Below are 26,974 nucleotides of genomic sequence, written 5' to 3'. Positions count from 1 at the left end.
CAGTGCCTGGGTTCGCTCAGATGCTGGGTGGGTCTGTCCGGGTGAAAGTAACGCTGCTGCTGACTCCGCCGGGGGTGGTGACTGTCACGGGAACGGTGCCGGCAGCGCCTGCGGGAACGACGGCGGTAATCGTGGTCTCGGAAATGATCGTGTAACTGGCGAGAAGGGCACCGAAGGACACCTTCGTGGTACGGGAGAGGTTGCTCCCGGAGAGAGTCACCAGGGTTCCGGCGTCGGTGGTCGCCGATGTGGGTGTGATTCCGGTGACCGTGGGCGCAGGAACGTATGCGTAGGGCACTGGATTGCTGGTTCCTCCTGGGGTGAGGACAGTGACCTGGGCGTTCCCGGACCCTGGCGGGGCGGTGGCGGTGATGTGGGTGGATGACACCACGGTGAAGGATGGGGACGGAACGCTCCCGAACTGGACCGCTGTCGCGTTGAGCAGGTCTGCTCCCGTGAGACTGACGAGCGTTCCCCCGGCAGTGGGCCCCGCGGGCGGGGTGACCTCGCCCAGCCTGGGTGGGCTCGCGTAGAAGAAGTGCGTGCCGGGGGAGCTGCTGCTGGTGCCTGCGGCGGTGGTGACCGTGACAGGAACACCTCCTGGAATGCCGGCGGGGCTGACGGCGGTGATCTGGGTGGGGGAGCTCACGGTGAACGAAGCGGCGGGTGTCGCACCGAACTTCACCGACGTCGCACCAGCAAGGTCAGTACCGGTGACGGTGACGGTGGTCCCACCGGATGTCGGCCCGTTACTGGGTGCGAGAGCCGTCACCAATGGGCTGTTCAGGTAGGTGAAGGCCAGGGGGTTGCTGGTGCCTGTGGGGGTGGTGACCGTCACCGGCACTACCCCGGCGGTGCCGGCGGGGGTGACGGCGGTGATCTGGGTGGGGGAGTTGATGGTGAAGGAAGCGGCGGGTGTGGCACCGAACTTCACCGACGTCGTACCGGTCAGGCCGGTACCGGTGAGCGTGACGGTGGTCCCACCGGAGACGGGCCCACCGCTGGGCGACACGCTGGCCAGCGCCGGCCCCGCAGCAGCATAGGTGAAGGCCAGGGGGTTGCTGGTGCCTGTGGGGGTGGTGACCGTCACCGGCACTACCCCGATGGTGCCGGCGGGGCTGACGGCGGTGATCTGGGTGGGGGAGCTCACGGTGAACGAAGCGGCGGGTGTGGCACCGAACTTCACCGACGTCGCACCGGTCAGGCCGGTACCGGTGAGCGTGACGGTGGTCCCACCGGAGACGGGCCCACCGCTGGGCGACACACTGGTCAGCGCCGGCCCCGCAGCAGCAGGGGTGGGGGCCGACGGGCTGTCCGGACCGTCGTACATGCAGGCGGTCAGCTGGCCGTCGTGAGGAGCGGCCGACGGCGGAGGGGCGGACTTGCCCCTGCCAAGGGGGACGGGCGTGCGGCCGGGCGGTGTGGCGGTGGCGTCGTCGTTGGAGTGGCTGCCGGGCGCTGCCTTGGAGGCAGCACCTGACAACGGTTCCCCGGGGGAGCCGGCCCTTGTGGCCACGGGAAGCATTTTCCTCCTCAATCGAGAGAGGGAGTGACACCGAAGTTCGACAGCGGAAGGGGTGAAGGGTGAACCGCCTGGGCGGAGATTCCGTGACCACCCAGGGGGAGACGAGGGGTGTGTGGGGCCTGATTGACGTCAGGCCCCACACACCAGGAGGGCGCGGATCAGATACCGGGACCGGCGACGTAGGTGAACGCCGCGATCGCGGTCGCGGATCCGGCGGGGTTGGTGACCACCACGTCGACAGCCCCGGCAGCCCCGGGCGGGGTGACAGCAGACAGCGTGGTGGAGTTGATCACCGCGAAGGGCGCTGCGGTACCACCGAAGGTCACCGAGTCCGTGCTGTCGAGGTTGGTCCCGGTGATGGTCACCGCGGTGCCGCCGGACGCCGGGCCCGAAGTGGGGGAGAGGGTGGCGATGGTCGGGGTGTCGACGTAGGTGTACGAGAGGCCGTTGTTGGTACCTCCCGCAGTGGTCACGCTCACCCCCACCGGCCCGGCCGCCGCGCCGGCCGGCACCGTGACGCTGACCTGGCTGTCGGAGACCACCGTGGGGGTCGCGGCGACGCCGCCGAAGGAGACGCTGGTGGCGGTGGACAGGCCGGTGCCGTTGATGGTGATGGTGTTGCCACCGGCCAGCGGCCCGGAACTGGTGCTCAGGGAAGACTTGAACGGAGCCCCCACGTAGAAGAACGACACCGGGTTGCTGGTGCCGCCCGGCGTGGTCACAGTGACCCCGACCGTCCCGGTCCCGGACGGGGATACCGCCGTGACCTGCGTCGGCGAGACATTGGTGACGCTCGTCGCCGGCTTGCTGCCGAAAGTCACCGCACTGGTGCTGCTCAGGTTGGTCCCGGTGATCGTTACCAGGGTTCCACCACCGGTGGAACCCTGATTCGGAGAAATAGGCATGCGAGTACCTCCTTGTGCGCCCCAAAGGGGCATGGCGGATGGGGTGGGGCGGTGCCTCCCGCAGCGCCGGGCGGAATCCGCTCGGGCATGGCATAGGCTCATCAGCGGCGTTGGCCGTGCACGAGGTGGGCTCCACGTATACGGACGGCCAGGCCAGTCCCCGTTCGGTGACTCCTGCTCCGGGCGCCGTCATGCCACGCGCCGGCACGGGGCGCATGGGCAGGCGCTTGTCCCACGGACAGCGAAGGATGGCGAGAGCCGTTGATCCTCGCCTCACAAGACGGACCGGTACAGGAGTTCCATACTGCAAGTTCCCGGCAAGAGGGTTGGCCTCCCGCCGGTGTGCTGACTGCGAATACGACACAGCGCTCAGGTGAGCGGGAAGAGACGTTTGTGATCCCGAATAGCCGAGCCCACGCTGGTAAAAACCCCGCTCAATCAACGACCGCGCGCACCCGGGCCATATGGCCACTGCGGGCGGAGCCAGGTTCCGGCCCGTGGCCATGCTCCTCGTACTCCTCCAAGTCCTCTGGAGCGAGCCTCGTTCCCCTGCCGGGGGAAACGCAGCTCACCACAGGCCACCGGTGCCGGCTGTGAGCCGATGTGCCTCCGGCGCTCCCAACGGCGCTGTCGGACCACGTTGAGTTGTGGGGGTGATGACGGCCCTCCGGCAGGGGAGCCGGGTGGACCACGCCCGTGAGGGAGAAGGCGCCGGCCTCCGGGAAGTGGGATCCGGAGGCCGGCGCTACCGCCGCGCGCTCGCCGGGGATCGGCGCATGACCACTGTCGCTGCGGCGGCTGACCGGCGGCTTACGCGTAGTTGAAGCCGCCGGGGACGGTGGCACTGCCGCCCGAGGTGGTGACGACGACGGGCTGGTTGCCGACGGCGCCTGCGGGGGTCGTACCGAACAGCAGAGTGCCCGTCGGATCGACGGTCACGCCGGTGGCCGGGCTTCCGCCGATGGTCACGCTGCCGCCCTGCAGACCGGTGCCGGCAATCACGAACGGAGTACCCCCCGCGGCGGGGCCGGAGTTGGGAGTGATGGTGGCCGCGGTCGGGGCCACGGCATCGTATGTGAACCCACCCGGGACGTTGGCGGTGCCGGCGGGGCTGATGACGGTGACCGTGACGTTACCCGCGCCGAGTCCGGGGGGAGTCACGCCGGTCAGGGAGTTTCCGGTCGGGTCGACGGTCACGCCGACGGCCGGCACACCGCCGAACAGGACGGTGGCGCCGGCCAGGTTGGCGCCGGTAATCGTGAAGGGCGTGCCCCCGGCGACCGGACCGGACGTCGGGCTGATCGCCGAGACGGTCGGCGGAAGGACCGGGCCCTGGTAGGTGTAGTTCACCACGTTGCTGGTGCCGGCGGCGGTGGTGACGGTGACAGGAACCGTGCCCGCAGCATGCGCCGGAGCCGAGACCGCCGCCAGGAGGCCGAGGAAGTCCTGCGACAGCACGATGGCCGGGTTACCGCCGAATGAGACGCTGGTGATGTTGTTCAGACCCATGCCGATGAGGAGAACAGTGTTGCCACCGGTCGTGGGTCCGCTGGTCGGGACAGCCGCGAGCAGCACGGGCGGCTGGGGCGGAAGAGGGGGAAACGGCCAAAAAGGGTTCTGGCCAGCCGCGTTGAGTACAGGATGGGAGCCGATGTTCGGGAGCATGGGTGTGGACATGAATGCCCTCCTGTTGAAGTGATTCCACCAGTGCCGGGCCCAAGTCGTGCCGTGGGCCATCGGCCGCGGTCCGTTGTCGAAGGCCATGGAGTGCTCGCGGCAGCCTGACGCTCAGGGCAAGGCCCTTGGCGCCGGCTGTTGGCCTGGGTGGGAGGCTCGAGCAGTGAGCGTCCCGGGGATGGCGCGGGGTGTATCTGCCGATACCGGGGACAGACCTCATGTGGTGGCCTGGCCGTAGAAGGAGAACTCGCCGCGGTCCAACTGGGGGCGACTGCGGCCGCTCTGCACGTAGAGCGAGAACGGGCGGGTCGCTGCCGAGCTCCCCGGAAAGGGATGGGCAACCCACCGGTTCGGACGCATTCAGTAACCCATAGGGTCAACACGGTGACAAGAACGGTGACGCACCGTCACCCGATCGGCGTACACCTGCGGATTGGGTGGCGAACCACCACGTGAGCCCGTCCCGGCAGATCCCCCGACTGCCAGCCGCTCCGGCCCGCCCATGAGCTGCTCGATCGCACAAGCTACCTGTGAGAACGATCAGTGCAGACGCATCCGGGGATTCCCGGAATTCGAGCTGAGCGCAAGACACTTGCTGACCAGTTCGGCGCCGTACAGCTCCGTGGCCATGGCCGAGCCGAGGATCTCATAGGCTGCAGTCACCAGGGACGGGTCACCGTCCTGCTTGTAGGCCGACCACGCCTCGGACACCAGAAGCGCCCGCGTCTTGGTATCCATGTCGGAGAGGCTGTCGAAGGCCGGCAGCACGTCGTCGGCGTTCGCCGACCGGCTCTGGGCCAGCGCATCGGCGAAGACGTCGTTCGGCGCGGTGGCCTGCTCCCAGTCCGCCTGCAGCGTGGCCTCCCACTGCCGCTGCTCAAACTCGCGGCGTAGTCGGCTGGCGATGTACAGGTGGGGCCGCCGCGGTCGCCAGTCGAGATCCACAAGGACCGAGGGGGAAATCTCAAGCAGCCACTGGTGCAGCTGCTGCTCGCCGCACCCCTCAGCGATCTTGTCGACCAGGACCCATGACAGCTCGCTGATCCGGGCTCGCCGGGTCCAGCCATGCACCGCACGCAGCCGCCTGGCCAGCCTGTCGGCGGCCTGGTAGATGGATGAGGTCACCCGGCGGCCCAGGATGCTCTTCCTCGGCGGCTTACTCCGTTCGGCACGCGCCCCGCGCCTAGGGTTATTCTTCCCACTCATCCCAAAGACAGGTGCGTTGGGGTAAGTCCCACGAGAAGGGGGCGCAAGACGTCTCCTTCCGGACTTCTGGGCAGCGTTCTTTGCAGCCTGGTTCACGGCCAGTTCGCGGCCGGCCTCCGTGACACCGACGACGCTCGATTCGTAGCCCTGGCCGCGCAGCCGATGCCCTTTTGCCATGTCATAGACCGGCGGGATGGTCGCCGCGTAGATGGTAGCCGTGGCAGCGTATTTCCGACCTGGCAAGCGGAGGTTTCGCCTGCTGCCGTGTTCGAGCCAGACCAGCGCGCCGAGCTCCCTGAAGTAGGAGACGTGGCGCTTGACGTTGGACACCGACATGTTCAGGCGTGCGGCAGTGCCCTTGAGGTCGTAAAGCACAATGCCGCGGCTGTAGTCCATGCGCCGGGCCAACTCCCGGGCAATGCGCATCGCGGAGGACCGGGCCTGGGGGTGCAGGTGTTTCGGATGCAGTCCGGCGTCGACAAGCCAGGTGATTGCGCGTAGCCAGGCCCGTGGTTCAGCGTGGCGGGAGCAGGTGCGGACAACCTCCTGGTCGCGCCTGCGGACCTTCTCGAAATGCAAAGCCGAGATGCCGGACCCGAGGTCCGTACGCGGCATGACGGGCATGCTCTCCGCCGGGGCGCTGGATGATACATCACTTCTCTTCCGATGCGCGTTGACCTGGCAAAGGACAGCGCTATGCTGCATGATGGAATCGTCGACCTCTCCGGAAGACAGCAACATGGGAAGCCGAAAATCTGCTCGTCGGCCTCTCACGCAAAAATGGGGCGAGGCTTACCAAAGAGTTGACAGCCTTCTCCCCTGACTTGAAAGGCGTGTTGGTGAAGAAGACGTCTCCACACCCGACAAGGTGATGAAGTCCCATGGGCCGGTTCGAGTAGCGACCGGACCGGAAGGGCCCTGGCGAGTAGGACCGGTTGAGCTGCGAACTCACCCGGCTGACTAGCCGTAGCAGGAGGCCGCGCACTTGAAACTAGGTGTCGGCGAAACACTCAGTTTCGGGTGCAGCGGCCTGCGGACAACCTCGTGACTGCTATGCAGTCACTGTCCGCGAAAAAATCACGTCATTAAGCGCTCCTCCGACGAGGTGTCAGCCCTTTTCATCCACTTGCAAAGCGGTGGCGGACGAGGCCGATCTGAAATTGGCCAGCAAGAGGCTGGGACAATTGAAGACATGAAACGACCCACCATCGGCGGCAGGTATGCTCGCGCGCTACCCAGGCGAATCCTCCTGTGCCGTTCAGCGGTCACGCAGGCACTACCGATCACGATGCCTCGACCCTCCTCTTCCACGGTCTCGGCGTCCGGACATTGTTCCCCGGAAGGCTTGATCCCCTGAGGAACAAGGAGCACCGGCTATTTAGGTTGTGAGTAGCCGTGACGTTCGTGATCTCAAATATGGCCAGAGGTGAGCCTACCTCCGCTGAGACTGGGAAAGTTATCCAGCGGCCATCTTCACTCCGTCGTGTCACTGTCTGCAATTGCATCGGTAACGCCGTCTGCACCTGCATCTGCGGAAGCGCTCTGCACTTGCACTTGCATTTGCACAATCGCTCTGTCAGTTTGGGGAAGCTTGAGAACCGGCAGACCGGCGTCGTAGGACCGAGAGCTCCGGTAAAGGGACTGGGGAAAACGATCCGTCACCCAGCGCTGTGTCTATTCGACACACATTCGGCGCAGGCGGTCGGCGCGGTAGACAACCGTGAACCGCTCAGCCAGCATCACCGTCTCCACCACTCGTAGAGCCCGGCCGCTCTGAGCGAAGTCGGTCCGTGTCACAACAGTGGCAGGGTGCCCGGCGGCACCCTGCAGGGACCGCCCTTCGGCATCTGCGGCCGGACGGACCGACAGCTCGTCCTCCCACAACAGTGCATCCGCCATGACGTCAGCAGCTTTGGCCGCATAGGTGGTCACCAGCTGCGTCGGGGAATCCCCATGGCAAAACACCTGCCGCAGCCTCAACACCTTCTGACCGGGCTTGATGCCCAGCCGTCGAGCAACCTCGCCCGACACCGCCCTCTTTCCTGTCTTCTCCACAACTTCCGATAACAGCGCCGCCTCATCTTCCTCAACCCGGAAAGGCGCCTCCCCGGGGCGAGCCTCGACACGTACCAGCCGCTTCGGCGCCGTCCGCTCCCGTACGTAGGTACCGTCCCCTGCACGTGCCTGGAGCAGCCCTTCGGCTACGAGGATCTTGCGCGCCTCCAGGATCACTGTGTCGGAGACGCCGAAGTGCTCCTGCAGCTCCGACAGGCTGGGGATACGGTCCCCGGGCTTGAGCGTGCCGGCATGGATCTGTTCCCTCAATGTGTCGGCGACACGCCGGTATGCCGTCATAGCCCTAGGCACAGCTTTCCTCGCTCTTGATCAACGTACGGGTATGGCGTGTCCCTGGAGCGTCGGTGCCGCTACGGACACGAGTGCGCGGACGCCCAGAGACCGGCGGCACACGTGCAGCACCTCTGAAACTGTCTGCTCTTCGGGCGGTGATTCCGACCGCCTTGACCTCAAATGATGGCACGCGTACTCCTCGTCCAGAGGGAATCGCGGCCATGCAGCCGTTCCTGCCACCAAACGGGAGGCAGGAACGTACAATAAGCGCGCCGTGCTGCTATGGCGACTGACTGTCACATCTTGAATCGTCCGAGGACGCGGAATTCAGGACGTCCTGCCGCAGACGTGGTCCCTGCCCATCTTCCCGTCGCGAAACCAACTAATGTCCGACCCCGCCTGGTCACCAGGCTTCTCGGCGTCGCATACATGACCTTGGGCCCTCATCGGTGCACCACGCCCACCCAGTTCAGACGCTGACGGATCGGTTCGGTCGGCGTGACCGGTTCCAACCGCCGGTACGTTCTGCTGCTGCAAGGGAATGACCGGCCACCGCATCTACACAAGCGCCGATTCCCCGATCCCAATCCGCGGGGTGGTGCGTGAAATATGCACGCGTAGCGACCAGTTCACAGGGGTCGTCTTCCTGCGCGGATACGCCACTGCCAGCAGGACAGCCGGAGGCTGACCCCAACAACCGGCGGTGAAGCTCCCTGTTGTGCCGGTCCCACCATGCTTTCCTCACGCGACGCGGCATGTGGACATGCAAGCGAACAGGTTCCCCGGCCCCTTTCGCCCAGGGAGGAGGCCGGGCTACCGCAGGCGCGCCGTGACGGTATCGCTGGGGGCCAAGCCGCCAGCTTGCTCCGGATTGGGCCACTCGAATGGGTGAACGACGAGCACTGCGAGAACCGCGGGACTCCGATACGAGTCGTGCTCCAGACTCTGCTCTGGAAAGGAGGTGCCGGGGAGTGTCCAGTGGCGCTGTGAAGTGGTTCAGCCGGCGGAGAAGGTGGGGTGTCATTGCACAGAATGGGGAGGGAGAACCGGACGTCATCGTGCATTCATCGGCCATCCTGGGGTGCTGTTGCATACGTGGCCTACGGGCCGGTGACAAGGTGATCTTCGACGTCACCGAGGACTCACGGGGGACCCGTGCCGATAACGTCCGGCGGGTCGGGGCATGTCGTTGAGGCAGTACTCCGGGGCCGCAGGACACATCGAGAATTGCCAGGTCGTGGTGTTCGCTGCTTATACATCCAGCCGGGGCAGGACCTTGGTAGACCGGGACCTGTACTTGCCGCAACTCCGGCTGTCGACCCCCGCCCACGCGGCAACGTCTCCAACATCAATGGCCACATGCGTAGCGGATGGGAGTGTTGATGACAATGCCGTGGCGGCTTCGCCGCCCATATACGGAAGCGACACTTCCTCTGCAGCGGCCGACAGGGCCGTCTCTTCTCTGCCACCGCGTCCAGCTCGGGGGCTGCGCGTAGATCGCTGCTACACCACTCAGTGGAACCCGATCGATGTGGAGCCTTTGGCAGGTGCCCCTGCCACCCCGGATTGGGTGCCGGATCCACAGGTCAGCGGGAGAACCGAAGGTGCCGAGAAAGCACTTGGTGACGCAGCCTACTTGGATCTGCCGCCCGTGTTGACCGACGGCGTACCCACGCTCAGGACAGACTCATTGGGATTGAAGAAATGAGGGCTGAGCATGCAGGATGCAGAAACCATGCCCGCCTGCGATCTCAAGCGATTCTGCACTCGGAAAACCGTTGTGGAGCCAGAGCAACGATCATAATCTCGGCGTTTGGGCCATTTGAGTGAATATCACTGAGACGGGTTGTTAGGACATGCGAGCCCCTCGATAGTTGTGCACGTCCAACCGGTGGGTTGCCCATCCTCTCCGGGGGAGTGGCACCTCATCTCATGTCGGCCTCGATGCCGAATTGCCGGTCGACGGTGAGAGGTTGCCATAATGGGCGCCCCCGGGCGAGGACTTGGATCCCCCCGGCCGGTGTTGCTTACCAGCATCGGCCGGGGCGGCGACCCCCTCTCCTCTCCAGCTTTGGGGGGCGCCAGTGAGTGCTCTTACCATCTTTGCGGGTGCTTGGCAGGTAAGCGACATGCCGGGGCCAGTGTTCGGCGTAGCTGACGATCGACACCGCGCGCGCACTGGGATTGTTCCGGTCGGGACGTATGCCCGAGTTCTCCCGCCAAGGGCGAACATCGCCGAGTCAGCGCATCGCATGTCCAACCTTCGAAGTCGATCGTGTGGGCGGTGCGGTAGCCGAGACCTGGCCCTACCTCGGCCGTCATCGAATGCCGGGCGAGCCCCTTGGCCGCACCCTCCTCCGAAGCTGGAGAGAACCGCCAGGGCTCTAAGTCCGATCCCGTCGGTCCAGCCCCCGCCCGGCCCCTCCCCCCCTCCGCGCCCAGCGCCCAGCGATGGCCCCACGCCACGGCTACCGGTGCAGTCCGTCCACATTGCACGAGCGCTCTCACGCTCATGGCGCCGGCGGTTCGGTCCCCGATCACGCCTGACGGCATCTCTTGTGCGCGCTGCAGGCCGGCCCAGCCCCTCGCAGGCCCAGCATGCCTCTTCGGCAGCCCAGCCGACGTCCGCCATCGCTGGCACAGTCACCACTTCTCGAAAAGCTACCGCCCCAGGCCTGGGCCCCGGAGTCCCTGACGAAGACGCTTCCTCGGAGCCCCCGCTTCGCCGACCGGTGGACGTCCCGTCAGGGCCCCGATGCGCCCGCCCCTCTTCACAGGGCAACGAGATCTCCACTCCGTAGGTTCTGGCCCCCGGCGCAGAAGTCGGCACCTCCCCTGGCTCACCGCCCTGTTGTGCCCTCCTGGGGCTGCCAGCCCGCCGCGGCCGGGACACATGAAGGGACCGGAGCGATCCGCTCTCCACTCCGAGACTTTCCAGGATAGGCGGAATATTCATGGAAACGTACGTACAGGTCATTCTCGAGGGCGGGCCGGACGACATTCCCAGGATCAGGGAAGTCCCACGTGGAAATGACATCCCACAAGTAAAAGTACTGCGTGGAAACGGCTACGAGCACTATCAACTCACCCAGGGCTACGAAGAGTACGACGGGCAACTTTTGCCCGTATACCAATGGTGTTACCGGACCTTCATCGCCGAGTAGCAGACCGCCCGGATCCAACGACGAACGACAAGGAAGAGAAATCTCTTATGGCAAAGACGATCACGAACGTGACGGCATACGCAGGTACCTCATGAACGGCACGGCCAACCGCGGTCCCCACTCGCAGGATGCCGTAGTAACCGGCATGGGCTTCTGCCTGCCGGGACCTGTCCGCCCGGTCTTCACCGCTGAAGATCTGTGGCGCGTCGCGTCCCAGGGCGTCACTTGCCTCGCGCAGGACGACGTCTACTACGGATCGGTACAGCTGACCGACCAGATGTTCAATGAGCGTGTTCCAGACGTCCCGCCGTTCTTCTCCGCCCACTATACGAATGCGCACAAATTCGGGCTGCTGTCGATGGTGGAGGCATGCAATGACGCCGATCTGGACTTCCGGGCCGGAGATCTCACCAAGGCGGCATTGCTTGTTGGCCGCGGAGGGGTGGACGCCAATATCGACAGCTACCTGTCGATCCTCCGCGCCGACGCGCAGTCGACGTCCCCGATGGACGCCATGGAAATGTTCGTCGCTGCGGAACAAGCCGTATCCCCCTCCGACGTGGCCCTGGTCCAGGGCGCTCTGACTCGTTCCAGCGGACCGTGTTTCACGGTTTCTTGCGGATGTGCATCATCTGCAGTGCAGCTTGGCATCGCCCGGCGGATGATCGCCGAAGGACAAGTTGACATCGCCGTAGTGACCGGGGTCGACATCTTCAACGTTCATCTGATCCGGAACATCCAACGCCTGCTGCGCGGCGCACAAAGCACCTACGACGCCATTCGCTCAGATGGAATGCCGACACTCCTTCCGTCCTTCGACGCCCTCATGCGTCCCTACGACCAGCGCGCCGACTGCATCAACCACGGTGAAGGCTCCGCGACCGTCATCTTGGAGAGCCGCGAGCACGCCGACAGGCGAGGCGGCCATCCCTACGGTCAGGTACTCGCCCAGGCAACGACCCGCGACGGACTGGCGAATCCTCTCGCATGCGACGACACGGGAAGCCAGTTGGTGACCGCCGTCCGGAGCTGTCTCGATGACCGTTGGCAGATCGAACAGGTGCCATATGTGCACGGCGGCAGCGACGGCAATGTCGTAGTCACCGCGTTCGAGGTGAACGCCGTCACGGAGTTGTACGGGCCGGCCGCTGTCCAAGATCTCCTGATGACCTCGCAGGAAGGCTGCTTCGGCCACAACGGGGCCCCGGCCGGGTGCCTCGGGGTAGCCCTGACCCTGCTGATGCTGCAGACAGGGGAAGTGTGCCCCACGACCAACTGTGAGCAGCCGGCCGAGAACGTGCCGTTCGATCCCGTCCCCGGAACGCAGACCCGCCCACTGGACTTCGACTACGCCTTGAGCTTCAACTACCAGGTCGGCGGCGTGAAGAGCGCGATCCTCCTGGGCAGCCCTGAAGCTTCCTGAACATCTCCGGCGTAGCACGGACGAGATGACCGGCCGCCTACCGCGCCCTGCCTCCACCCGCCCCGGGCCTTGCCCTGCTGCCTGCAGCGGGCCCGCCCGCGCCAGGCACGTCCGTGTTCGCCCTCCTGCAGCAGGCAGGGACCGCCGCCCTTGTGGGTGACTCCCGCTTGCAGACGAGAGGAATCCGATGGCTCGCGACGCGCACACACCCAGTAACGAAACAGGGCCCATCGCTGTGATCGGCATGGGCTGCCGCCTGCCGGGCGACGTCGACTCCCCCGCAGCCCTGTGGCAACTGCTCACCGAGGGGCGGGACGCAATCAGCGAACCCCCAGCAGAACGCAAGGCCCTGCTGGACCCGAGCGCCTTCGCCAGCGGTCACGGAGCAAACGGCACGCCCCTGGTCGGTGGCTACCTCAAGGACGTATCCGGCTTCGACGCGGACTTCTTCGGCGTATCGGGCCGTGAGGCCGACGTGCTGGACCCCCAGCACCGGCTGCTCCTCGAGGTGGCCTGGGAGGCTCTGGAACATGCCGGAATGCCGCACGACCGGCTCGCTGAATCCGCAACCGGTGTCTTTGCCGGGCTCAGCTACAACGACTACATGGACGGCCTCGCGGGCCACCCCCAGGAGCTCGAGGGTTCCATCCTCACCAACGGCCACTGCGTGGCAGCCGGCCGGATCTCCTACCTCCTCGGACTGCGTGGCCCCTGTGTGGCCCTGGACACGGCATGCTCCTCCTCGCTGGTCGCCGTGCATCTGGCTTGCCAGTCACTCCAGCAAGGCGAGTGCGACCTGGCCCTCGCCGGCGGGGTCACGTTGATGCTCCAGCCCAGGATCAGCCAGTCGTTCGTCCGGATGGGCATGCTCTCTCCCACCGGCCGCTGCCACACCTTCGACGCCGCGGCGGACGGTTTTGTGCGGGGCGAGGGCTGCGGCGCCGTGGTCCTCAAACGCCTGAGCGACGCTGTACGGGACAACGACCGGGTGCTGGCCATCGTCCGTGGCTCCGCGCTCAACCAGGACGGCCGGTCCGATGGGCTCGCCGCACCCTCACCCGCTGCCCAGCGCGACCTGCTCCGCCTGGCCCTTGACCGCTCCGGTACCGACCCCGGCGACGTCGGCCTCGTCGAAACCCACGGCACGGGCACACCGGTCGGCGACCCCATTGAGTTCGCCAGCCTCGCCGAGGTCTACGGAGCCGGCAAGGGCCGTTGCGCCCTCGGATCGGTCAAGACGAACCTGGGACACCTCGAGCCCGCCGCCGGAGTAACCGGCCTGATCAAAGCCGTGCTGTGCCTCCGCTACGGACAAATCCCGCCCAACCTGCACTTCGACCGATGGAACCCGGCCATCGACGCGGCGGACACCCGGCTGTTCGTGCCCACCGAGATGACCCGCTGGCCGGTTGACACCAACGTCCGGCTGGCGGCTGTGTCCTCCTTCGGTTTCTCCGGAACCAACGCCCACGTGATCCTGCAGCAGGCCCCGCCCAGCCGACGCCGGGACCCCGTCGCCCGGCTGAGACAAGGTGACACCACCGCGCCTTCCGTGGTCCTCGTCCCCGCGGGCTCTCGGAATGTGCTGCCCGCCGCCGCCCGGCGCCTCGCGGACTGGCTGGACGGCGAAGGTGCCACCGTGCCGCTTCAGGACGTCTGCCACACCCTGGCCCTGCGCCGCAACGCCGGCCGCGGACGGCTGGGAGTCGTCGGCCGAACGCGGGCAGACGTAACCGAGGCACTCACGGCCTTCGCAGCCGGCCAGGCACATCCGGCCGCCGTCTCCGGCGAGGTCGGCGCATCGGTGTCCCGCCAGCCGGTGTGGGTCTTCTCCGGCCAGGGCTCCCAATGGCCCGGCATGGGCAGCACCCTTCTGGAGCGCGAACCGGTCTTCGCCGCCGCGCTGGCCGAGGTCGACCCTCTGATCGCCGACGAAGCCGGCTTCTCCGTCCTCCAACTGGTACGCGACAAGGAGCCGGTAAGCGGCTGCGGCCACGTACAGCCCACCCTGTTCGCCCTCCAGGTCGCTTTGGCCGCAGCCTGGCGCTCCTATGGAATCGAACCAGCCGGAGTCATCGGCCACTCCATGGGAGAGGTCGCCGCCGCCGTCGTCGCCGGCGCGCTGACGATCGAGGACGGCGTGCGTGTCATCTGCCGCCGCTCCCGCCTGCTGAGCCGTATCGCCGGCCAAGGCGCAATGGCCACCGTGGGCCTGGACCCCGCACAGGTACAGGCCGACATCACCGCCCACAGCGGTGAAGCGGTGTCAGTGGCGGTCCTGGCCGCACCCGGCTCCACCGTGGTGGCCGGCGACGCCGCACAGGTGTCGGGGCTGATGGCCACCTGGGAACAGCGGGGGGTGCCGACGATGCCGGTTGCGGTGGACGTTGCCTCCCACTGCTCGCACGTCGACCCGCTCCTGCCGGAGCTCCGCGATCTCCTCACCGAACTGACACCACGTCAGCCGCAGATCCCGTTCTACTCCACCGTGCTGGAAGATCCACGCGAGGAGCCCACTTTCGACGCCGACTACTGGTGCGCCAACCTGCGCCGGCCAGTCCGGTTCAGCTCCGCAGTGACGGCAGCCGCCGCCGACCGCAACCTGGTGTACACGGAGATCTCTCCGCATCCCGTCGTCACCTACGCCCTCAGCCAGAACCTCGCCCCCCTCGTCAACGACCCGGTCGTGCTGCCGACCCTGCGGCGGGACGAGGAGGAGGATCTGACCTTCCGGACCCAGCTGGTGGCGCTGCACTGCGCAGGCGTGAGCGTGGACTGGAGCTCAATGCACACCGGCGCCGACCTGGCCGACGTCCCCATGATGACCTTCGACCGCCAACACCACTGGGTCCAGGCAGCCCAGGGCCCGCCGGCAGAACCGGACGACGAAGCCGCCGCCGGCCGTGCCCTGCTCGGCCAGCACCGAGAACTGCCCGGTGACCCGGTGCGCCATTCCTGGCAGGGGGACTGCGGCACTGCGGTGCTCCCATGGCTGAGCGACCACCGGGTGTTCGGCACCCCGGTCATGCCCGGCGCCCTGTCATACGCCATCGCGCTGAACGCCGCCTGCGAAACCTTCGGTACGGCGGCCGACGAGGTCGAGGTCACCGACATGGCCTTTCACGACCTGCTTCGCCTCGGCGAACACACCGGCTTGACCGCGACCGTCACCATGGTTGCTCCCGACCGCGCCGCATGCGACGTCTTCGGACGCAGCCCGGATGAACAGTGGATCCCGCACGCCAGCGCCGTACTGCGCCCGCTCATGCTGCCCGCCCGGCCAAGGCCCGCTTCCATCACCTCACTGGCGCTCCGGCACCCCGTCAAACTCGCCCCGGAATCCCTGTATGCCGGACTGCGCGGCCGAGGACTCGAACACGGGCCGGCCTTCAACGGCATCACCGAGTTGCACACCACCCAGGACCGCACAAGCTTCTGGGCCCGCATCGCGGCGCCGTCATCCACCCGCACCGGGGCCGAGGACCTGCGCATCGACCCGGTCACGGTCGACCTGTGCCTGCAGATGGTGGTGGCCGGACTGATGGAGGACACCGATGGCGGACTGGTCCTGCCGGTGCAGATCCGCGCGGCCCGGATCCTGGGCGACCCGGCGACCGCGGTGTACTGCCACACCCGGATCTCCGAAACCACCCCCGACCGCACCGTCGGCCACGCCCGCCTGCTGGACGAGTCCGGGGTACCCGTGCTGGCCCTGGACGGTGTCCAATTCTCCCGCCGCACCGCACGACAACAGGACGAGTCCGACCGGTGGCTGCTGGAACCCACCTGGCACCGTACCCCGAGCTCCCCGAACGCCCCGTCGACCCCGCCAGGGGACTGGCTGATCATCGGAGAGGGAGACGACACCGCCGAGGGCCTCGCAACCGCATTGCGAACGGCCGGTGCCCGAACGGAAGTATGGGACGTGCCTTTGGGGGACGACCGGCTGGAGCTGCTCGGTGCGTCGTTGGACGAACGCCTGGCTGCGGACCCCGCTCCGCGCCAAGCCGTGGCGATGCTCTGCAGCCCCTCACCCACCACGGCCGAGCCTCCGAGCGAAGCACTCAAACGCACCCAACGGCTGCTGCACATCGCCCAGACGCTCGCGAACCGGGCCGAGCCGCCCCGCCTGTACGTCATCACGCACCACTCCTGCAAAGCCACACCCACCGACACCGTGAACCTCGGGCAAGGCTCCCTGCGGGGACTCGTACGTGTCCTGGCGATGGAGCACCCGGAGATCCGGACCGTCCTGCTGGACGCCCACGCCGGGCCAGGAGCACCGGATGCGTCCCGGACCGCTCGCGAGCTGCTGTCGGACGCGCCGGAGGACGAAGTCGCGCTGCGCGGGCCCGAGCGACTGGTCGCCCGCCTCGATTACGCTCCGCCCGGCCAGGCAGAACGCTCCCCGGCCCTCACCCGCGCCGTCAGCTACGGCCGGGACGGATTCCGCCTCCGGATCGCACGCCCCGGCGACCTGTCGAGCCTGGAGCTTGCCGTGACCGACCGCCGTGAACCAGGACCCGGTGAGGTGCAGGTGCAGGTGCAGGCGGCCGGCGTCAACTTCCGCGACGTCCTCACCGCCATGGGCCTGCTGCCGGGCGGTGATGACGTGCACTACCGCATCGGCTACGAGTGCGCCGGCAAGGTAACCGCGGTCGGCCCAGGGGTCGACCACCTGCACGCCGGTGACCACGTCCTTGCCGCCACGCTGAACGGCGGCGCCTTCGCCTCCTACGTCACCGTCCCCGCAACCGTGGTGGCGCCCGTACCGGCAGACCTGGAGCCGCATCAGGCCGCCGGGCTGCCCGTAGCCTTCCTCACCGCCTGGTACGCCCTGCGCCACGTGGCCCGGCTGGCGAAGGGCGAACGCGTTCTGATCCATTCGGCCAGCGGCGGCACCGGACTCGCGGCCATCGCGGTGGCACGGCAGCTGGGAGCGCAGGTACTCGCCACCGCAGGCAGCGAGGAAAAACGCCGCTACCTGCATGGCATGGGCATCGAGACAGTGATGGATTCCCGCACACTGGATTTCACCGAGCAGACCCTCGCAGCCACCGATGGCCAGGGCGTCGACGTGGTCCTCAACTCGCTGTCCGGAGCAGCGATCCGGGCAGGATTGGAAGCCCTTCGCCCATTCGGCCGCTTCGTCGAGCTGGGCATGCGGGACATCCTCTCCGACGCCCCGGTCGGGCTGGCCCCCTTCCGGCACAACATCACGATGAGCACTGTCGACCTCATCGAACTCCAGCAGCAGCGCCCGGACGTCTTCACGGCGGTCTTCGGCGAGGTTCTGGAGGAGTTCGCCGCGGGCCACCTGAAACCGTTCCACTGCACCACCTCCCCCCTGGACGAGGCCACCGACACCTTCCGCACGATGGCGGGTGCCGACCACATCGGGAAACTCGTCCTGACCGTCCCCGACCACGGCGAGACCACAGCCGTGCTGCCCACCGAGCAGCGCACAGTGCATCCGGACGGGGCGTACGTCATCACCGGCGGGCTGCGGGGACTCGGCCTGGCCACTGCCCGCTGGCTCGCTGAACAGGGAGCGGGCCACCTCATCCTCAACGGACGCACACCGCCCAGCCCCGAAGCAACGCAGGCGATCGACGAGATGGCCAGTCAGGGAGTTGAGGTCCGAGTCGTTCTGGGTGATATCTCCGACCTCGAGACCGCCGAACGCCTGGTCGACGCCGTGGCAGAGAGCAACACCCGCCTGCGCGGAATCGTGCACTGCGCGATGGTCCTCGACGACGCGACGGTCCTCAACATCCAGGAAGAGCAGCTGCACCGCGTCTGGGCGCCCAAGACAGACGGCGCCTGGAACCTGCACCACGCCACAGCCGATTCGCCCCCGGACTGGTTCGTGGTCTTCTCCTCCATGGCCTCACTACTGGGCAACCCCGGGCAGGGGGCGTATGCGGCGGCCAACTCCTGGCTCGATACCTTCGCGGCCTGGCGGTCCAGCCACGGCTTGCCCACCCTCTCGGTCAACTGGGGACCGTGGGGAGAAACCGGCGTCGCCACCGACTTCGCCGACCGTGGCTACCAGACGATCCCCACCGACAAAGGACTCAAGGCCCTCGGCACCCTTTTGACCCACGGCCGTGTGCACACCGGCGTCATCCCCGGTGAGCCGGACAGCTGGGTGCTGCCCGCCGTACGCCAGTCCTCCTTCTTCAGTCTCCTCGCACCGCGGGAGGAAACAGCACAGCAAGCACCCTTGGCCGACTCCGACATCACCAGTCGCCTCCAGAGCGCCGAACCAGGCCTTCCACGGCGCACGATTCTGGAGACCTACCTGGCCGACCACGTCCGCGCTGTCCTGCGCCTGGGAAGCAGTGCCCTTGACCCGCAGACCCCCTTCAAGGTCCTCGGCTTCGACTCCCTGCTCTCCATGGAGCTGCGGGTGCGCCTGGAAACCGAACTAGGAGTGAAACTGGCAAACAATTTCGTATGGCAGCACCCAACGCTCTCGGCACTGGCCGATGGTCTGGCCGAGCGCATGGGCCTGGATTTGTAACCGACCGGGTCCGACCGCGATCACCGGTCCCATAAGCCGGATCGCCCCTCGGGCAGCGGTGCCCAGCAGCTGCCCACTGTCCGTTGAACCGGCCGCAAACCTTCACATTGGACTGCTCCCCGGGCCCTCGGTGTTGGCCCGCAGGAAAAGGCGCATGGGTGGCCGTGAGCCCAGAGGGGCGCCAGCTGACCTGGGTCCCGTCTGTGCCCACTCCCGTCGCACCTTGAGCACTCCGGGCGCGGGCGCACGCCTCAGAACCGACCCGCCCGTGCTGCTTCGGCCCGTTCAGCCGTTGTCAATGCCGTGCATCCCTAAGCCATAGGGCGAGATCAAATCCGCGCCGGCTATCGCCGGAGAAAGTGAGCAACTCCCGTGAACCCGACCGTCTCCCAGGAACCCACCATTTCTTTCACCCTACGGGAGGTCAACGAATGGCGTGGCATCCCCAGCCCCGACGTAGCCAAGAGCCTGCAGCTCAGCGGCCCAACCGCTGCGTTCGCCGTACCAGGAATCAAACGCTCGGTCCCCGTCATCCGGCACCTGGCCCGATTGTGGATGGACTCCCAGAACATCCCGGATGAGGGCGCACGATATGGGGTGCAACTGGCGCTTTCAGAACTCACAACAAACGCCGTCGAACACACAAACAGCATGGTCATCACCAGCCGCCTCCATAAAGACGGCACCAACGTGCTGGTGGAGGTACAGGACCAGGGAGGGACACCTTCCGTGCCCCGGCTGAAACCCCCTGATGCCGTTCTCGACCACGGCCGGGGGCTCGCGCTCGTTGCCGAAATCGTCCGCGGATGGGGCTTCCGTCTGGACTCCACCGAGAACAGCTGCACAGTCTGGGCGGTCATCCCGTACTCGGACACACAAGCAGAGGATACCCAGGCCGCATAACGCAGGCAGAGGCGACAGACCAGTTCGCACCGGGGCCATGAGGCTTGCCGGCAACCGGTACTCCGCGGGAGCTGGTTCCCCACTCCTCCTGGGGAACCAGCCGGCAACCGCCCCACATCCGCCCGCACGAGAAGCTCACAACCAGCCCCTGCCACCGTGATATTTCCTGAAGTAGGCAAACTCGTGATCCTGACTGAGCATGCCCTTTACGGGCATCAGGGGGCCACTGCTGATGCCTGCACAGCCATGGTGTTTCAGTGATGCAAGTGTCGTTAGCGACTCGTGAATTCCGCTGCCGCAGCGGCACATTGAGGAATGTCACTTATGCGGGTGGCAGGCCCCGAAAAGTACGGCGTTCCACCGAAGTATCTGCCTAGGGTCAGCACATGCCGTTGTTTACTCGGGATCCTCGTCATCAGCACCTTGCTGCTGTCCTTGTGCCGTTATTGAAAAAGTCCTGTCCGCCAGGCGGGGGCGGATTCGGCGGATGGTACGAGCTGCGGCTGGATGTCGATGAAGCCGAGGACCTGGGAGGAGTGGGCCTGATCCGCTCCGCAATGCGCCAGGCTGCCCGGTCTCTGGGCTGGTCAAGGCTGCAGACGTTCGGGGGCACTTACCCCCAACTGGTTGTCGCCGGTGTGGTGGATCAGCGAAGGATTCCGGAAGAGTTCGCTGCCGTCATCGACGAATACCGGATGGCGCGAATGCTGGCTTCGGCCGAGGTGGTATCGCAGGAACTCCAGGGCGGGAAGCAGCAGCCAGTACCGAATTGTGTCTACGCAGCAACGCAGGAGTTCCGCGCCGCCTACGCAGCGGGTGTGCCGGAGTGACACCAGGCGGGCTGCGACGCATCCGCCGGAGAACCTCCTTACAAGGCACGGGACAGCCACTCGGATGGACTGACGAAGCAGCAAACCGCGAGTTGCCAAGAGTTGCGCACGGGCGGGGCTGCCAGCGCCACATGGGCACCAGCGGCACGGGAAGGCCCTGCCGCTCCACCTCCAGCGCAGCCCAGCCGACGGCTGCCTGGCTCTGCGCCGACCCGTCGAACCCCGCTGCGCCCCTCAACGGCCCGGCGTGCGCTGCGCTGGGTCACGAAAATGTCGCCTACAGTCCTTCAATGTCACGTCGTGTAGCGGCAGTAGTGCTGTATGGCCCGGTCACCAAGTTCCCCCCTTCGACACCGCACCATTGCGAGTGCGCGCTGTGGCCGCCCGGCGTTGCCCTGTACCTGCGCCTGTCTGCTGAGGCCGAGCCCGAGTTGCTGTTGCCCGAGCCGCGGCACTACGCCGTGGCATGCGACTGCAGAGTGGCCCTTGCGGTCTTAGACCGAGGGTTGCTCGATGTGCCGCTGCGCAAGGGTGGGCGTTGGCCCGAGCCGGCCGGGCATCTCTCGGCAGGGATGGTGCAGGGCGTCGTCACCCGCACCCGGGTCACGCGGCTGTCCTTGGCTGACGAGAGGCAGCAGGCGCAGGACTGGCTCGCGGATCACCACGCATTCGTCTCCATCACCCACAAGCCCGCCTCAGCCCAGGTCTGCGCATGAAGCCGGAGACGGTCGAGCGCGGTGACTACGTGGCCGACGAGGCGACCGTCCAGACGACGCCGCCTGAGCCCGCGTGGGTAGGCCGCGTGCAGAGATGGTCCTCGATAGCGATCAGGTACGGCTCGTGAGACCGCACGGTGCCGAGTGGACCGCCCGCCTGGCGAACCTGCGGCCGGCCACCGCCGCGGAGCGAGCCGACTACGACGCTGCAGTGCCCAAACGCTTCCGTGTCGTACGGAGGGCGTGGCTGTGAACACCATGACGATGCGCATCTCCCGTAACCTCGGCCGCTCCCGGATGAAAGAACACACCATCCACCACCGCGAAGCTGCCGCCGCCCTGCGCACAGTGGCCGAGGCCGAACGCGTTCCCTGCCCTCTGCGGCGTTCACCGCCATCACGGTCAGCACCGAGCCGACACCCAACGGCGACTACCCACCCCTCACCAGAAGGCAGGGCGCCCTGCGCCTGCACCTTTCCGCCGAAGGAGAACCGAGCGCGTGGACCGGCAGCAACAGCCCTGCACACTCTGCCAGCAGCTCCGCAACATGATCAGTCTCGCCAAGAACCGGGACGAGACCGAGCTGGCAGCCGTACTCGCCAACGTGCTGCACCTGCACCAGCAGAAGAAACACCCGGGAGCGCGACCGCTCCACAGCGTCTTACGCGATCCGCAGTAAGGACAGCCGTGGCCTGTCACTCGTCCACGCACGGCTTCCCGTCCGCCGCCTGGAATGAACCGGACGGGACGCTTGCTGAATCAGGTGCCCGGTGCTGGATGTCCATCTCATCGGTGGCAACGCCTCCACCCACAAGACCCCCTGCCATTCAACGGTGGTTGGCCACCCGGCCACGCGCCCACGTGCACTCCCCCCATCAGCACCTCCACCGCTCAACCAGATCGAGCGGTGATTCACAACGCTGGCGACCAACAGATACGGCGAGGCATCCGCAGGGCACATCCAGGGTCTGGAGTGGGGAGACATTCGCATCCGGATCAAGACCAAGGAAGGAAGACCCCGCGCCCTGGGCCCGGATGAAGAGGCAGGCGAGCTCCTCGAACGCCTCACCGGACATCCGACCGAATCAGCGACTCAAGACACTGGGCCCAACGGGTGAAAAATGCGCCGACGCCCTAGGCGCGTGGTGGACTCCGGTGAGTCAATGGTCCTGTCCGCGCAAGAGATCGCCCATTCCTGTGCACGGAGACCTGTCAGCTCTGTCATCCGTTCCAGGCGACCTCCCGCGATCCTGTAGGCCGTGTGCCACGGGAAGCGGCCTCGGCTGGGCAGTTCTCTCCCAGGAGGCCACAGATGGGCTCCTTCCTCGGGCTGCCGCCCAAGGCCGCCACGCTGCTCGGCCGAGCCTTCGCCAGACTCCTGGAACCGGAGCCGCCGGTACACCATGACCGTCCGGCCCGGTTACCGTCCCTGACGGGCCTCCGATTCGCCGCCGCGGGTGGCGTCATCTACACGCACAGCATGCTGTTGCTCGACCCTTACCTCGTGCTGTCCCCAGGCCCTGAGGTGTGGGTGGGCGGGTGTTCGGTGTCGCTCTTCTTCATCCTCAGCGGCTATGTGCTCACCCACTCCTCCCAACCCTCCGATACAGCACGCGCCTTCTGGCGGCGCCGGGCCGCGAAGATCCTCCCGAACCACATCGTCACCTGGACCGTGGTCGTAGCCGCGCTCGCGTGCGCCGGCGCGGCGTCCACCCGGACCGTCACGGGGATCACTGCCCACCTGTCGAGTCTCTTCCTGGTGAACACGTGGGTGCCCAGCCACACATTCGTGTCGGCCGGCAACCCGGTCTCCTGGTCCCTGGCCGCCGGGGGCTTCTTCTATCTCCTCTTCCCCGTACTGCGCCCTTACGTCGAACGGTTGTCGCGGCGAGGGCTGCTGGCCGGGGCCGTCGCCGCCGTCGCGGCCGTGTGGGCGCTCCCGGCGCTCTGCGGGGCCGTCGTCAACCCGTCCGGCTCGTTCTTCCAGGGCTACTGGTTCCTGCACATGCTGCCGCTCAGCCGCCTCCCGGAGTTCGTCCTCGGCATGCTGGCGGCCCGGATATCGCAGGAGGGGGTCCGACTACCGCGCATCGGTGTGCTCCCTGCCGCACTGGGCGTGGTGAGCACCCTCATCATGCACAGCTTCGCCCTGCCGCACCGGTTCATGTACGCGGCCGCCACCGTGCTGCCACTCGTCCTGCTCATTCACGCCGTTGCCCAGCTGGATCTGCGGGAGAGACCCTCCCTGCTGCGGGCCCGCCCGATCGTCTTTCTCGGCGAGATCTCCTACGGCACCTACCTCGTGCACTTCCTGGTGCTGGCACCGACGTTCGCGGCCCTGACCCACCGGGGCTGGAGCGGGCCGGTGTCCATCCTGTGCGCACTGCCCCTCGTGCTCGCCGCCTCCTGGGCGCTGTACGCCGGGGTCGAGAAGCCGTGCGTACGCCGCTGGTCCCTGCGCCGGGCGCCAGCCGACTCCGAGGCCGACCCGGGGCCCGTGCGGCCAGAGGGCTTCCGGGACGGTGCCGCCGAAGGGAACGCGCCCCTCGACAGCATGCCGCCCCGGCAACCGTCGGACTCACCGAGCACCACAGCGGCCGAGTAGGCGGCACGGAAGGGACGATTCGATGCGTGCTCACGCCGAGCGGGTCGCCGCGCGCCGCCCCCTCTACGCGAAGGAGCTGGAACGCGGGCTGGAGGCATTCTTCATGCCGAGGCGCACCACTTGCCCCTGGTGTGCTTCGCCCCATCTGAGCGTACGTCTGCGCACCCGCGACCATCTGCAGGGCAAGCCGGGGACGTTCGTCGTCGAGGAGTGCCTCGACTGTGGACACCTCTTCCAGAACCCGCGCCTGAGCGAGGACGGCCTGCGTTTCTACTACCGCGACTGCTACGAGGGCCTCGGCGAGGCCACCATGGCCCGACTCGGTTCCTCGCCGCCCGCCAAACGGCTCTACCGCTCCAGGGCCCGCGCCCTTGTCCCGTTCACCCGACCCTCCCAGTGGCTGGACGTGGGCACCGGCCACGGCCACTTCTGCGCCGAAGCCCGCAGGATCCACCCCGACACCGTCTTCCACGGGCTCGACCGGGGCGAGGGCGTAGAACTCGCCCTCGGCAACGGACGCGTTACCGTAGCCCACCAGGATTCCTTCACCGGCCTGGCCGCACGGTTGGCCGGACGGTACGACGTGGTGAGCATGTTCCACTACCTGGAACACACCACGGCGCCGCGGGAGGAACTGCGGGCCGCGCACACTGTGCTGGAGCCCGGCGGTCACCTCGTGGTCGAGGTCCCCGATCCACGGTCGTCCGCCGCCCGAATGCTCGGCAGATGGTGGGGGCCCTGGCTCCAGCCGCAGCACCTGCACCTCATCCCCCGGGACAACCTCTGCCGAGCGCTGGACCGGGAAGGCTTCACGGTGATCGCCACCGACCGGCGAGGGCCGCACGTACCCACCGATCTGACATCGGCCGCGGCTAACGCCCTCACAGCCCTCCTGCCCAGCGGCGACGTCCCATGGCTACCGCAGCGGCCAGGACCGCTCACCCGATCGGTCCGCGCGCTGGCCCTGGCGGCCGCCGCACCCGTGCTGCTCGTGCTGTTCGGACTCGACAGCCTGCTGGCACCGTTCGCACGACGCACCAGCCTCTCCAACGCCTACCGGGTGATCGCACGCCGGAACTGACACCACAAAGAGGAGCACTGCACGGATGCGCGTACTGATCGCCACAGCGGGCTCACGAGGGGACGTCGCCCCCTACACCGGCCTCGGGGCCCGTCTGCGCTCCGCAGGGCACGACGTCACCCTCGCCGCGGACCCACGCTCGGCCGACCTGGTACACCGCAGCGACCTGCACTTCCACCCGCTCCCCCTGGACCCCTGCGCCGCAGCGAAGACGGACACCACCCGGTCCGGCGAAAACTCCGGCAGCGCCAGGCGAACCGGCCTGTCGCCCGTCGAGCAAATAAGGCTGGCACGCGAGTTCGCGCCCCAGATGGCCGACGCCGTCGCCGGGGCCTGCGCCTCAGGAGCGGAGGCTGTCCTGGTGTCCGGCAGCCTGGCCCCCTTGGGACTCGTGGCAGCAGAAGGGCTGGGACTGCCCTGCCTCGGGGTCTTCCTGCAGCCCCTGGCACCAACCCGGGAATTCCCACCGGTCATCGCCCGCATACCGTCGTTCGGGCCGGTCGGCAACCAGATCGCCGGACAGTGCGCTCAGGGGGCGCTGGCAGCGGCCTTCGCGCCGGGAGTGCGGCACCTGCGGCGGAAGCTGGACGTACGTGGCGATGCCGTCAAGCGGCGCGGATCAGTCTGGCCCGTCTGCCACGGCTTCTCCCCAGCGGTCGTACCCCGCCCCGCCGACTGGCGCCGGGGCATGGACGTCGTGGGGTACTGGTGGCCCGCCGAACCGCCCAGCTGGGAACCTCCCCCGCGGCTGCGGGACTTCCTGGCCTCCGGACCCCCGCCCGTCTACGTGGGCTTCGGCAGCATGTCGCCCAGCGATCCGGACCGACTCGGACACCTCGTGGCACGCGCCCTGAAGCTGGCCGGCGTTCGCGGTGTCGTCCACAGCGGGTGGGCCGGGCTCCGCATCGACGGTGACGACGTGCTGACGGTCACTGAGGTGCCGCACACCTGGCTGTTTCCCCGCATGGCGGCCGTGGTCCACCATGCGGGGGCCGGAACGACGGCGGCCGGACTCCGCGCGGGGGTCCCGGCAGTGCCGATTCCAGTCATGCTGGACCAGCCGTTCTGGGCGTCGCGCCTGGCCGCTCTCTCAGTCAGTCCGGAAGTGGTGCCCTTCCGGCGGCTGACGGCCCCGGCACTCGCCGAGGCCGTATGCAGGGCCGTGCAGGAGGAACGCTATGCCCGGCGTGCCCGCCAGGTGTCGGCGGCGGTCCGCCGCGAGGACGGCGCCGGCCACGTCGTGGCGGCGGTGGAGCGGCTCGTGGGCCACAGTGGCTGAGTGACACAACCCCCAGGGGATTCAGGAGTGAGTACTGGCTGATGACCTCGGCAACCGCCAGGGTCACGGGGCGCCCACCCGGGCTCACGGGCCTCTACCAGAGCGGCCTGCTAGGCGCGAAGGCCCTGCGCGAGTACAGCCGCCTGATCGCCTCCGAGCCGGCCCCGGCCGCGGGGACGGCGCCGGGTGGCTGCGGCGCAGTAGATCGGCTGTCACGGGGTGCGGTGGTTGATGTTTGGTGTTTGGTTTTCAGTGGTTTGGTGTTTGGTTTTCAGTGGGGCTTGTGGCTGCGTGTCCCTTGGGGGGTTGCTGTTTGGCGGCTGCGTGCGCTGAAGACCAGGTGCTGAGCGTGTGTAGGCCGTCGACGGCGCCACGAGTGAGCAGCTCCGGCAGGCCGGCAGCAGTGCCTTCCGGCCCTCGGTCCGGCCACGTCTGCCCGGAGCTGGTCGGTGCTCCCTGGACGGCCCACTGCCCGATGTCACCGGCTGGAGTGCACAAGAGCCGGCGGAAGGCGCGGCCCCTGATGGAGGTGGGCCAGTTGGGGTCCGGTAGCCGGGCACTGTATGGGCCCCGGCTCTCGAATCCCGTTGCGGGACTGGGAAGGTGACTGTTCCTGAGAGCGTGTTGAATATTTTCGAGCACTCAGCTCAAATGCAGCTGATGTTTGGCGTTTGGTTTTCAGTGGTTCGGCGTGAGGGGTTCAGTGCGGCTTGTGGCCGCGCGGCCTGGGGGGTTGCTGATGGGCGGCTGCGCGCACTGAAGATCAGATGCCGAGTTGACGCTGA

The 26,974-nt window shown here is 67.3% G+C and carries 16 protein-coding genes and 1 pseudogene; 12 read left to right on the top strand and 5 right to left on the bottom strand.

The window, feature by feature from the left end:
- Nucleotides 1-16 precede the first annotated feature (16 nt).
- From ACTWP9_RS33745 to ACTWP9_RS33725, 5 genes are all read right to left on the bottom strand, one after another.
- The gene (locus ACTWP9_RS33745; protein ID WP_443250140.1) at nt 17-1,516 is read right to left on the bottom strand and encodes an IPT/TIG domain-containing protein; all 1,500 of its coding nucleotides are present in this window, start codon (nt 1,514-1,516) and stop codon (nt 17-19) included.
- Nucleotides 1,517-1,683: 167 nt separating this feature from the next.
- A complete protein-coding gene (locus ACTWP9_RS33740; RefSeq protein ID WP_443250139.1) occupies nt 1,684-2,430 on the bottom strand; it encodes an IPT/TIG domain-containing protein in 747 nt (248 codons plus the stop codon).
- A gap of 810 nt (nt 2,431-3,240) precedes the next feature.
- Nucleotides 3,241-4,095, bottom strand: coding sequence for an IPT/TIG domain-containing protein (locus ACTWP9_RS33735; protein ID WP_443250170.1), 855 nt, complete (start codon nt 4,093-4,095; stop codon nt 3,241-3,243).
- A gap of 552 nt (nt 4,096-4,647) precedes the next feature.
- The gene (locus ACTWP9_RS33730) at nt 4,648-5,928 is read right to left on the bottom strand and encodes a hypothetical protein (RefSeq protein WP_443250138.1); all 1,281 of its coding nucleotides are present in this window, start codon (nt 5,926-5,928) and stop codon (nt 4,648-4,650) included.
- Nucleotides 5,929-6,987: 1,059 nt separating this feature from the next.
- Nucleotides 6,988-7,668, bottom strand: coding sequence for a GntR family transcriptional regulator (locus ACTWP9_RS33725; protein ID WP_443250137.1), 681 nt, complete (start codon nt 7,666-7,668; stop codon nt 6,988-6,990).
- An 878-nt stretch (nt 7,669-8,546) separates the two neighbouring features.
- On the opposite strand from ACTWP9_RS33725, the gene ACTWP9_RS33720 reads away from it, so the two are divergent.
- The 12 genes and pseudogenes from ACTWP9_RS33720 to ACTWP9_RS33665 all read left to right on the top strand — a co-directional run bounded on the left by ACTWP9_RS33720 (nt 8,547) and on the right by ACTWP9_RS33665 (nt 26,189).
- Nucleotides 8,547-8,855 carry a cold-shock protein gene (locus tag ACTWP9_RS33720; protein ID WP_443250136.1) on the top strand — a complete coding sequence of 103 codons (309 nt, stop codon included), beginning with the start codon at nt 8,547-8,549 and terminating at the stop codon, nt 8,853-8,855.
- Nucleotides 8,855-8,968 (top strand): annotated as a pseudogene (locus ACTWP9_RS33715) (IS701 family transposase); the annotation flags it as partial. The gene ACTWP9_RS33720 and the pseudogene ACTWP9_RS33715, both read left to right, overlap by 1 nt.
- A 1,648-nt stretch (nt 8,969-10,616) precedes the next feature.
- Nucleotides 10,617-10,826, top strand: coding sequence for a DUF5988 family protein (locus ACTWP9_RS33710; RefSeq protein ID WP_443250135.1), 210 nt, complete (start codon nt 10,617-10,619; stop codon nt 10,824-10,826).
- A 91-nt stretch (nt 10,827-10,917) separates the two neighbouring features.
- Nucleotides 10,918-12,249 (top strand): beta-ketoacyl synthase N-terminal-like domain-containing protein, encoded by a 1,332-nt coding sequence (locus ACTWP9_RS33705; RefSeq protein WP_443250134.1) that lies wholly within the window; start codon nt 10,918-10,920, stop codon nt 12,247-12,249.
- 187 nt (nt 12,250-12,436) lie between these two features.
- Nucleotides 12,437-18,775, top strand: coding sequence for an SDR family NAD(P)-dependent oxidoreductase (locus ACTWP9_RS33700; protein WP_443250133.1), 6,339 nt, complete (start codon nt 12,437-12,439; stop codon nt 18,773-18,775).
- A 372-nt stretch (nt 18,776-19,147) separates the two neighbouring features.
- Nucleotides 19,148-19,678, top strand: a complete 531-nt coding sequence (locus tag ACTWP9_RS33695; RefSeq protein ID WP_443250132.1) for an ATP-binding protein — start codon at nt 19,148-19,150, stop codon at nt 19,676-19,678.
- Nucleotides 19,679-20,064: 386 nt separating this feature from the next.
- The gene (locus tag ACTWP9_RS33690; RefSeq protein WP_443250131.1) at nt 20,065-20,508 is read left to right on the top strand and encodes a hypothetical protein; all 444 of its coding nucleotides are present in this window, start codon (nt 20,065-20,067) and stop codon (nt 20,506-20,508) included.
- A 290-nt stretch (nt 20,509-20,798) separates the two neighbouring features.
- Entirely contained in the window at nt 20,799-21,224 is a 426-nt protein-coding gene (locus ACTWP9_RS33685) for a hypothetical protein (RefSeq protein ID WP_443250130.1), read from the top strand.
- Nucleotides 21,225-21,723: 499 nt separating this feature from the next.
- A complete protein-coding gene (locus tag ACTWP9_RS33680; RefSeq protein ID WP_443250129.1) occupies nt 21,724-21,903 on the top strand; it encodes a hypothetical protein in 180 nt (59 codons plus the stop codon).
- A gap of 633 nt (nt 21,904-22,536) precedes the next feature.
- The gene (locus ACTWP9_RS33675; RefSeq protein ID WP_443250128.1) at nt 22,537-23,829 is read left to right on the top strand and encodes an acyltransferase family protein; all 1,293 of its coding nucleotides are present in this window, start codon (nt 22,537-22,539) and stop codon (nt 23,827-23,829) included.
- 22 nt (nt 23,830-23,851) lie between these two features.
- A complete protein-coding gene (locus tag ACTWP9_RS33670; protein WP_443250127.1) occupies nt 23,852-24,910 on the top strand; it encodes a class I SAM-dependent methyltransferase in 1,059 nt (352 codons plus the stop codon).
- A 25-nt stretch (nt 24,911-24,935) separates the two neighbouring features.
- Nucleotides 24,936-26,189, top strand: a complete 1,254-nt coding sequence (locus tag ACTWP9_RS33665; protein WP_443250126.1) for a glycosyltransferase — start codon at nt 24,936-24,938, stop codon at nt 26,187-26,189.
- Nucleotides 26,190-26,974: the final 785 nt, after the last annotated feature.

Source organism: Streptomyces sp. 3N207 (assembly GCF_052246355.1).
Taxonomy (GTDB): Bacteria; Actinomycetota; Actinomycetes; order Streptomycetales; family Streptomycetaceae; genus Streptomyces.
This window is presented reverse-complemented; position numbering and strand designations above follow the sequence as displayed.

Excerpts from the sequence above, each read along its gene's own strand:
- ACTWP9_RS33740 (WP_443250139.1), bottom strand. The coding sequence starts at position 2,430 with ATGCCTATTTCTCCGAATCAGGGTTCCACCGGTGGTGGAACCCTGGTA.
- ACTWP9_RS33735 (WP_443250170.1), bottom strand. The coding sequence starts at position 4,095 with ATGCTCCCGAACATCGGCTCCCATCCTGTACTCAACGCGGCTGGCCAG.
- ACTWP9_RS33730 (WP_443250138.1), bottom strand. The coding sequence starts at position 5,928 with ATGCCGCGTACGGACCTCGGGTCCGGCATCTCGGCTTTGCATTTCGAG.
- ACTWP9_RS33725 (WP_443250137.1), bottom strand. The coding sequence starts at position 7,668 with ATGACGGCATACCGGCGTGTCGCCGACACATTGAGGGAACAGATCCAT.
- ACTWP9_RS33720 (WP_443250136.1), top strand. The coding sequence starts at position 8,547 with ATGGGTGAACGACGAGCACTGCGAGAACCGCGGGACTCCGATACGAGT.
- ACTWP9_RS33710 (WP_443250135.1), top strand. The coding sequence starts at position 10,617 with ATGGAAACGTACGTACAGGTCATTCTCGAGGGCGGGCCGGACGACATT.
- ACTWP9_RS33705 (WP_443250134.1), top strand. The coding sequence starts at position 10,918 with ATGAACGGCACGGCCAACCGCGGTCCCCACTCGCAGGATGCCGTAGTA.
- ACTWP9_RS33700 (WP_443250133.1), top strand. The coding sequence starts at position 12,437 with ATGGCTCGCGACGCGCACACACCCAGTAACGAAACAGGGCCCATCGCT.
- ACTWP9_RS33690 (WP_443250131.1), top strand. The coding sequence starts at position 20,065 with ATGCCGTTGTTTACTCGGGATCCTCGTCATCAGCACCTTGCTGCTGTC.
- ACTWP9_RS33685 (WP_443250130.1), top strand. The coding sequence starts at position 20,799 with ATGTCACGTCGTGTAGCGGCAGTAGTGCTGTATGGCCCGGTCACCAAG.
- ACTWP9_RS33675 (WP_443250128.1), top strand. The coding sequence starts at position 22,537 with ATGGGCTCCTTCCTCGGGCTGCCGCCCAAGGCCGCCACGCTGCTCGGC.
- ACTWP9_RS33670 (WP_443250127.1), top strand. The coding sequence starts at position 23,852 with ATGCGTGCTCACGCCGAGCGGGTCGCCGCGCGCCGCCCCCTCTACGCG.
- ACTWP9_RS33665 (WP_443250126.1), top strand. The coding sequence starts at position 24,936 with ATGCGCGTACTGATCGCCACAGCGGGCTCACGAGGGGACGTCGCCCCC.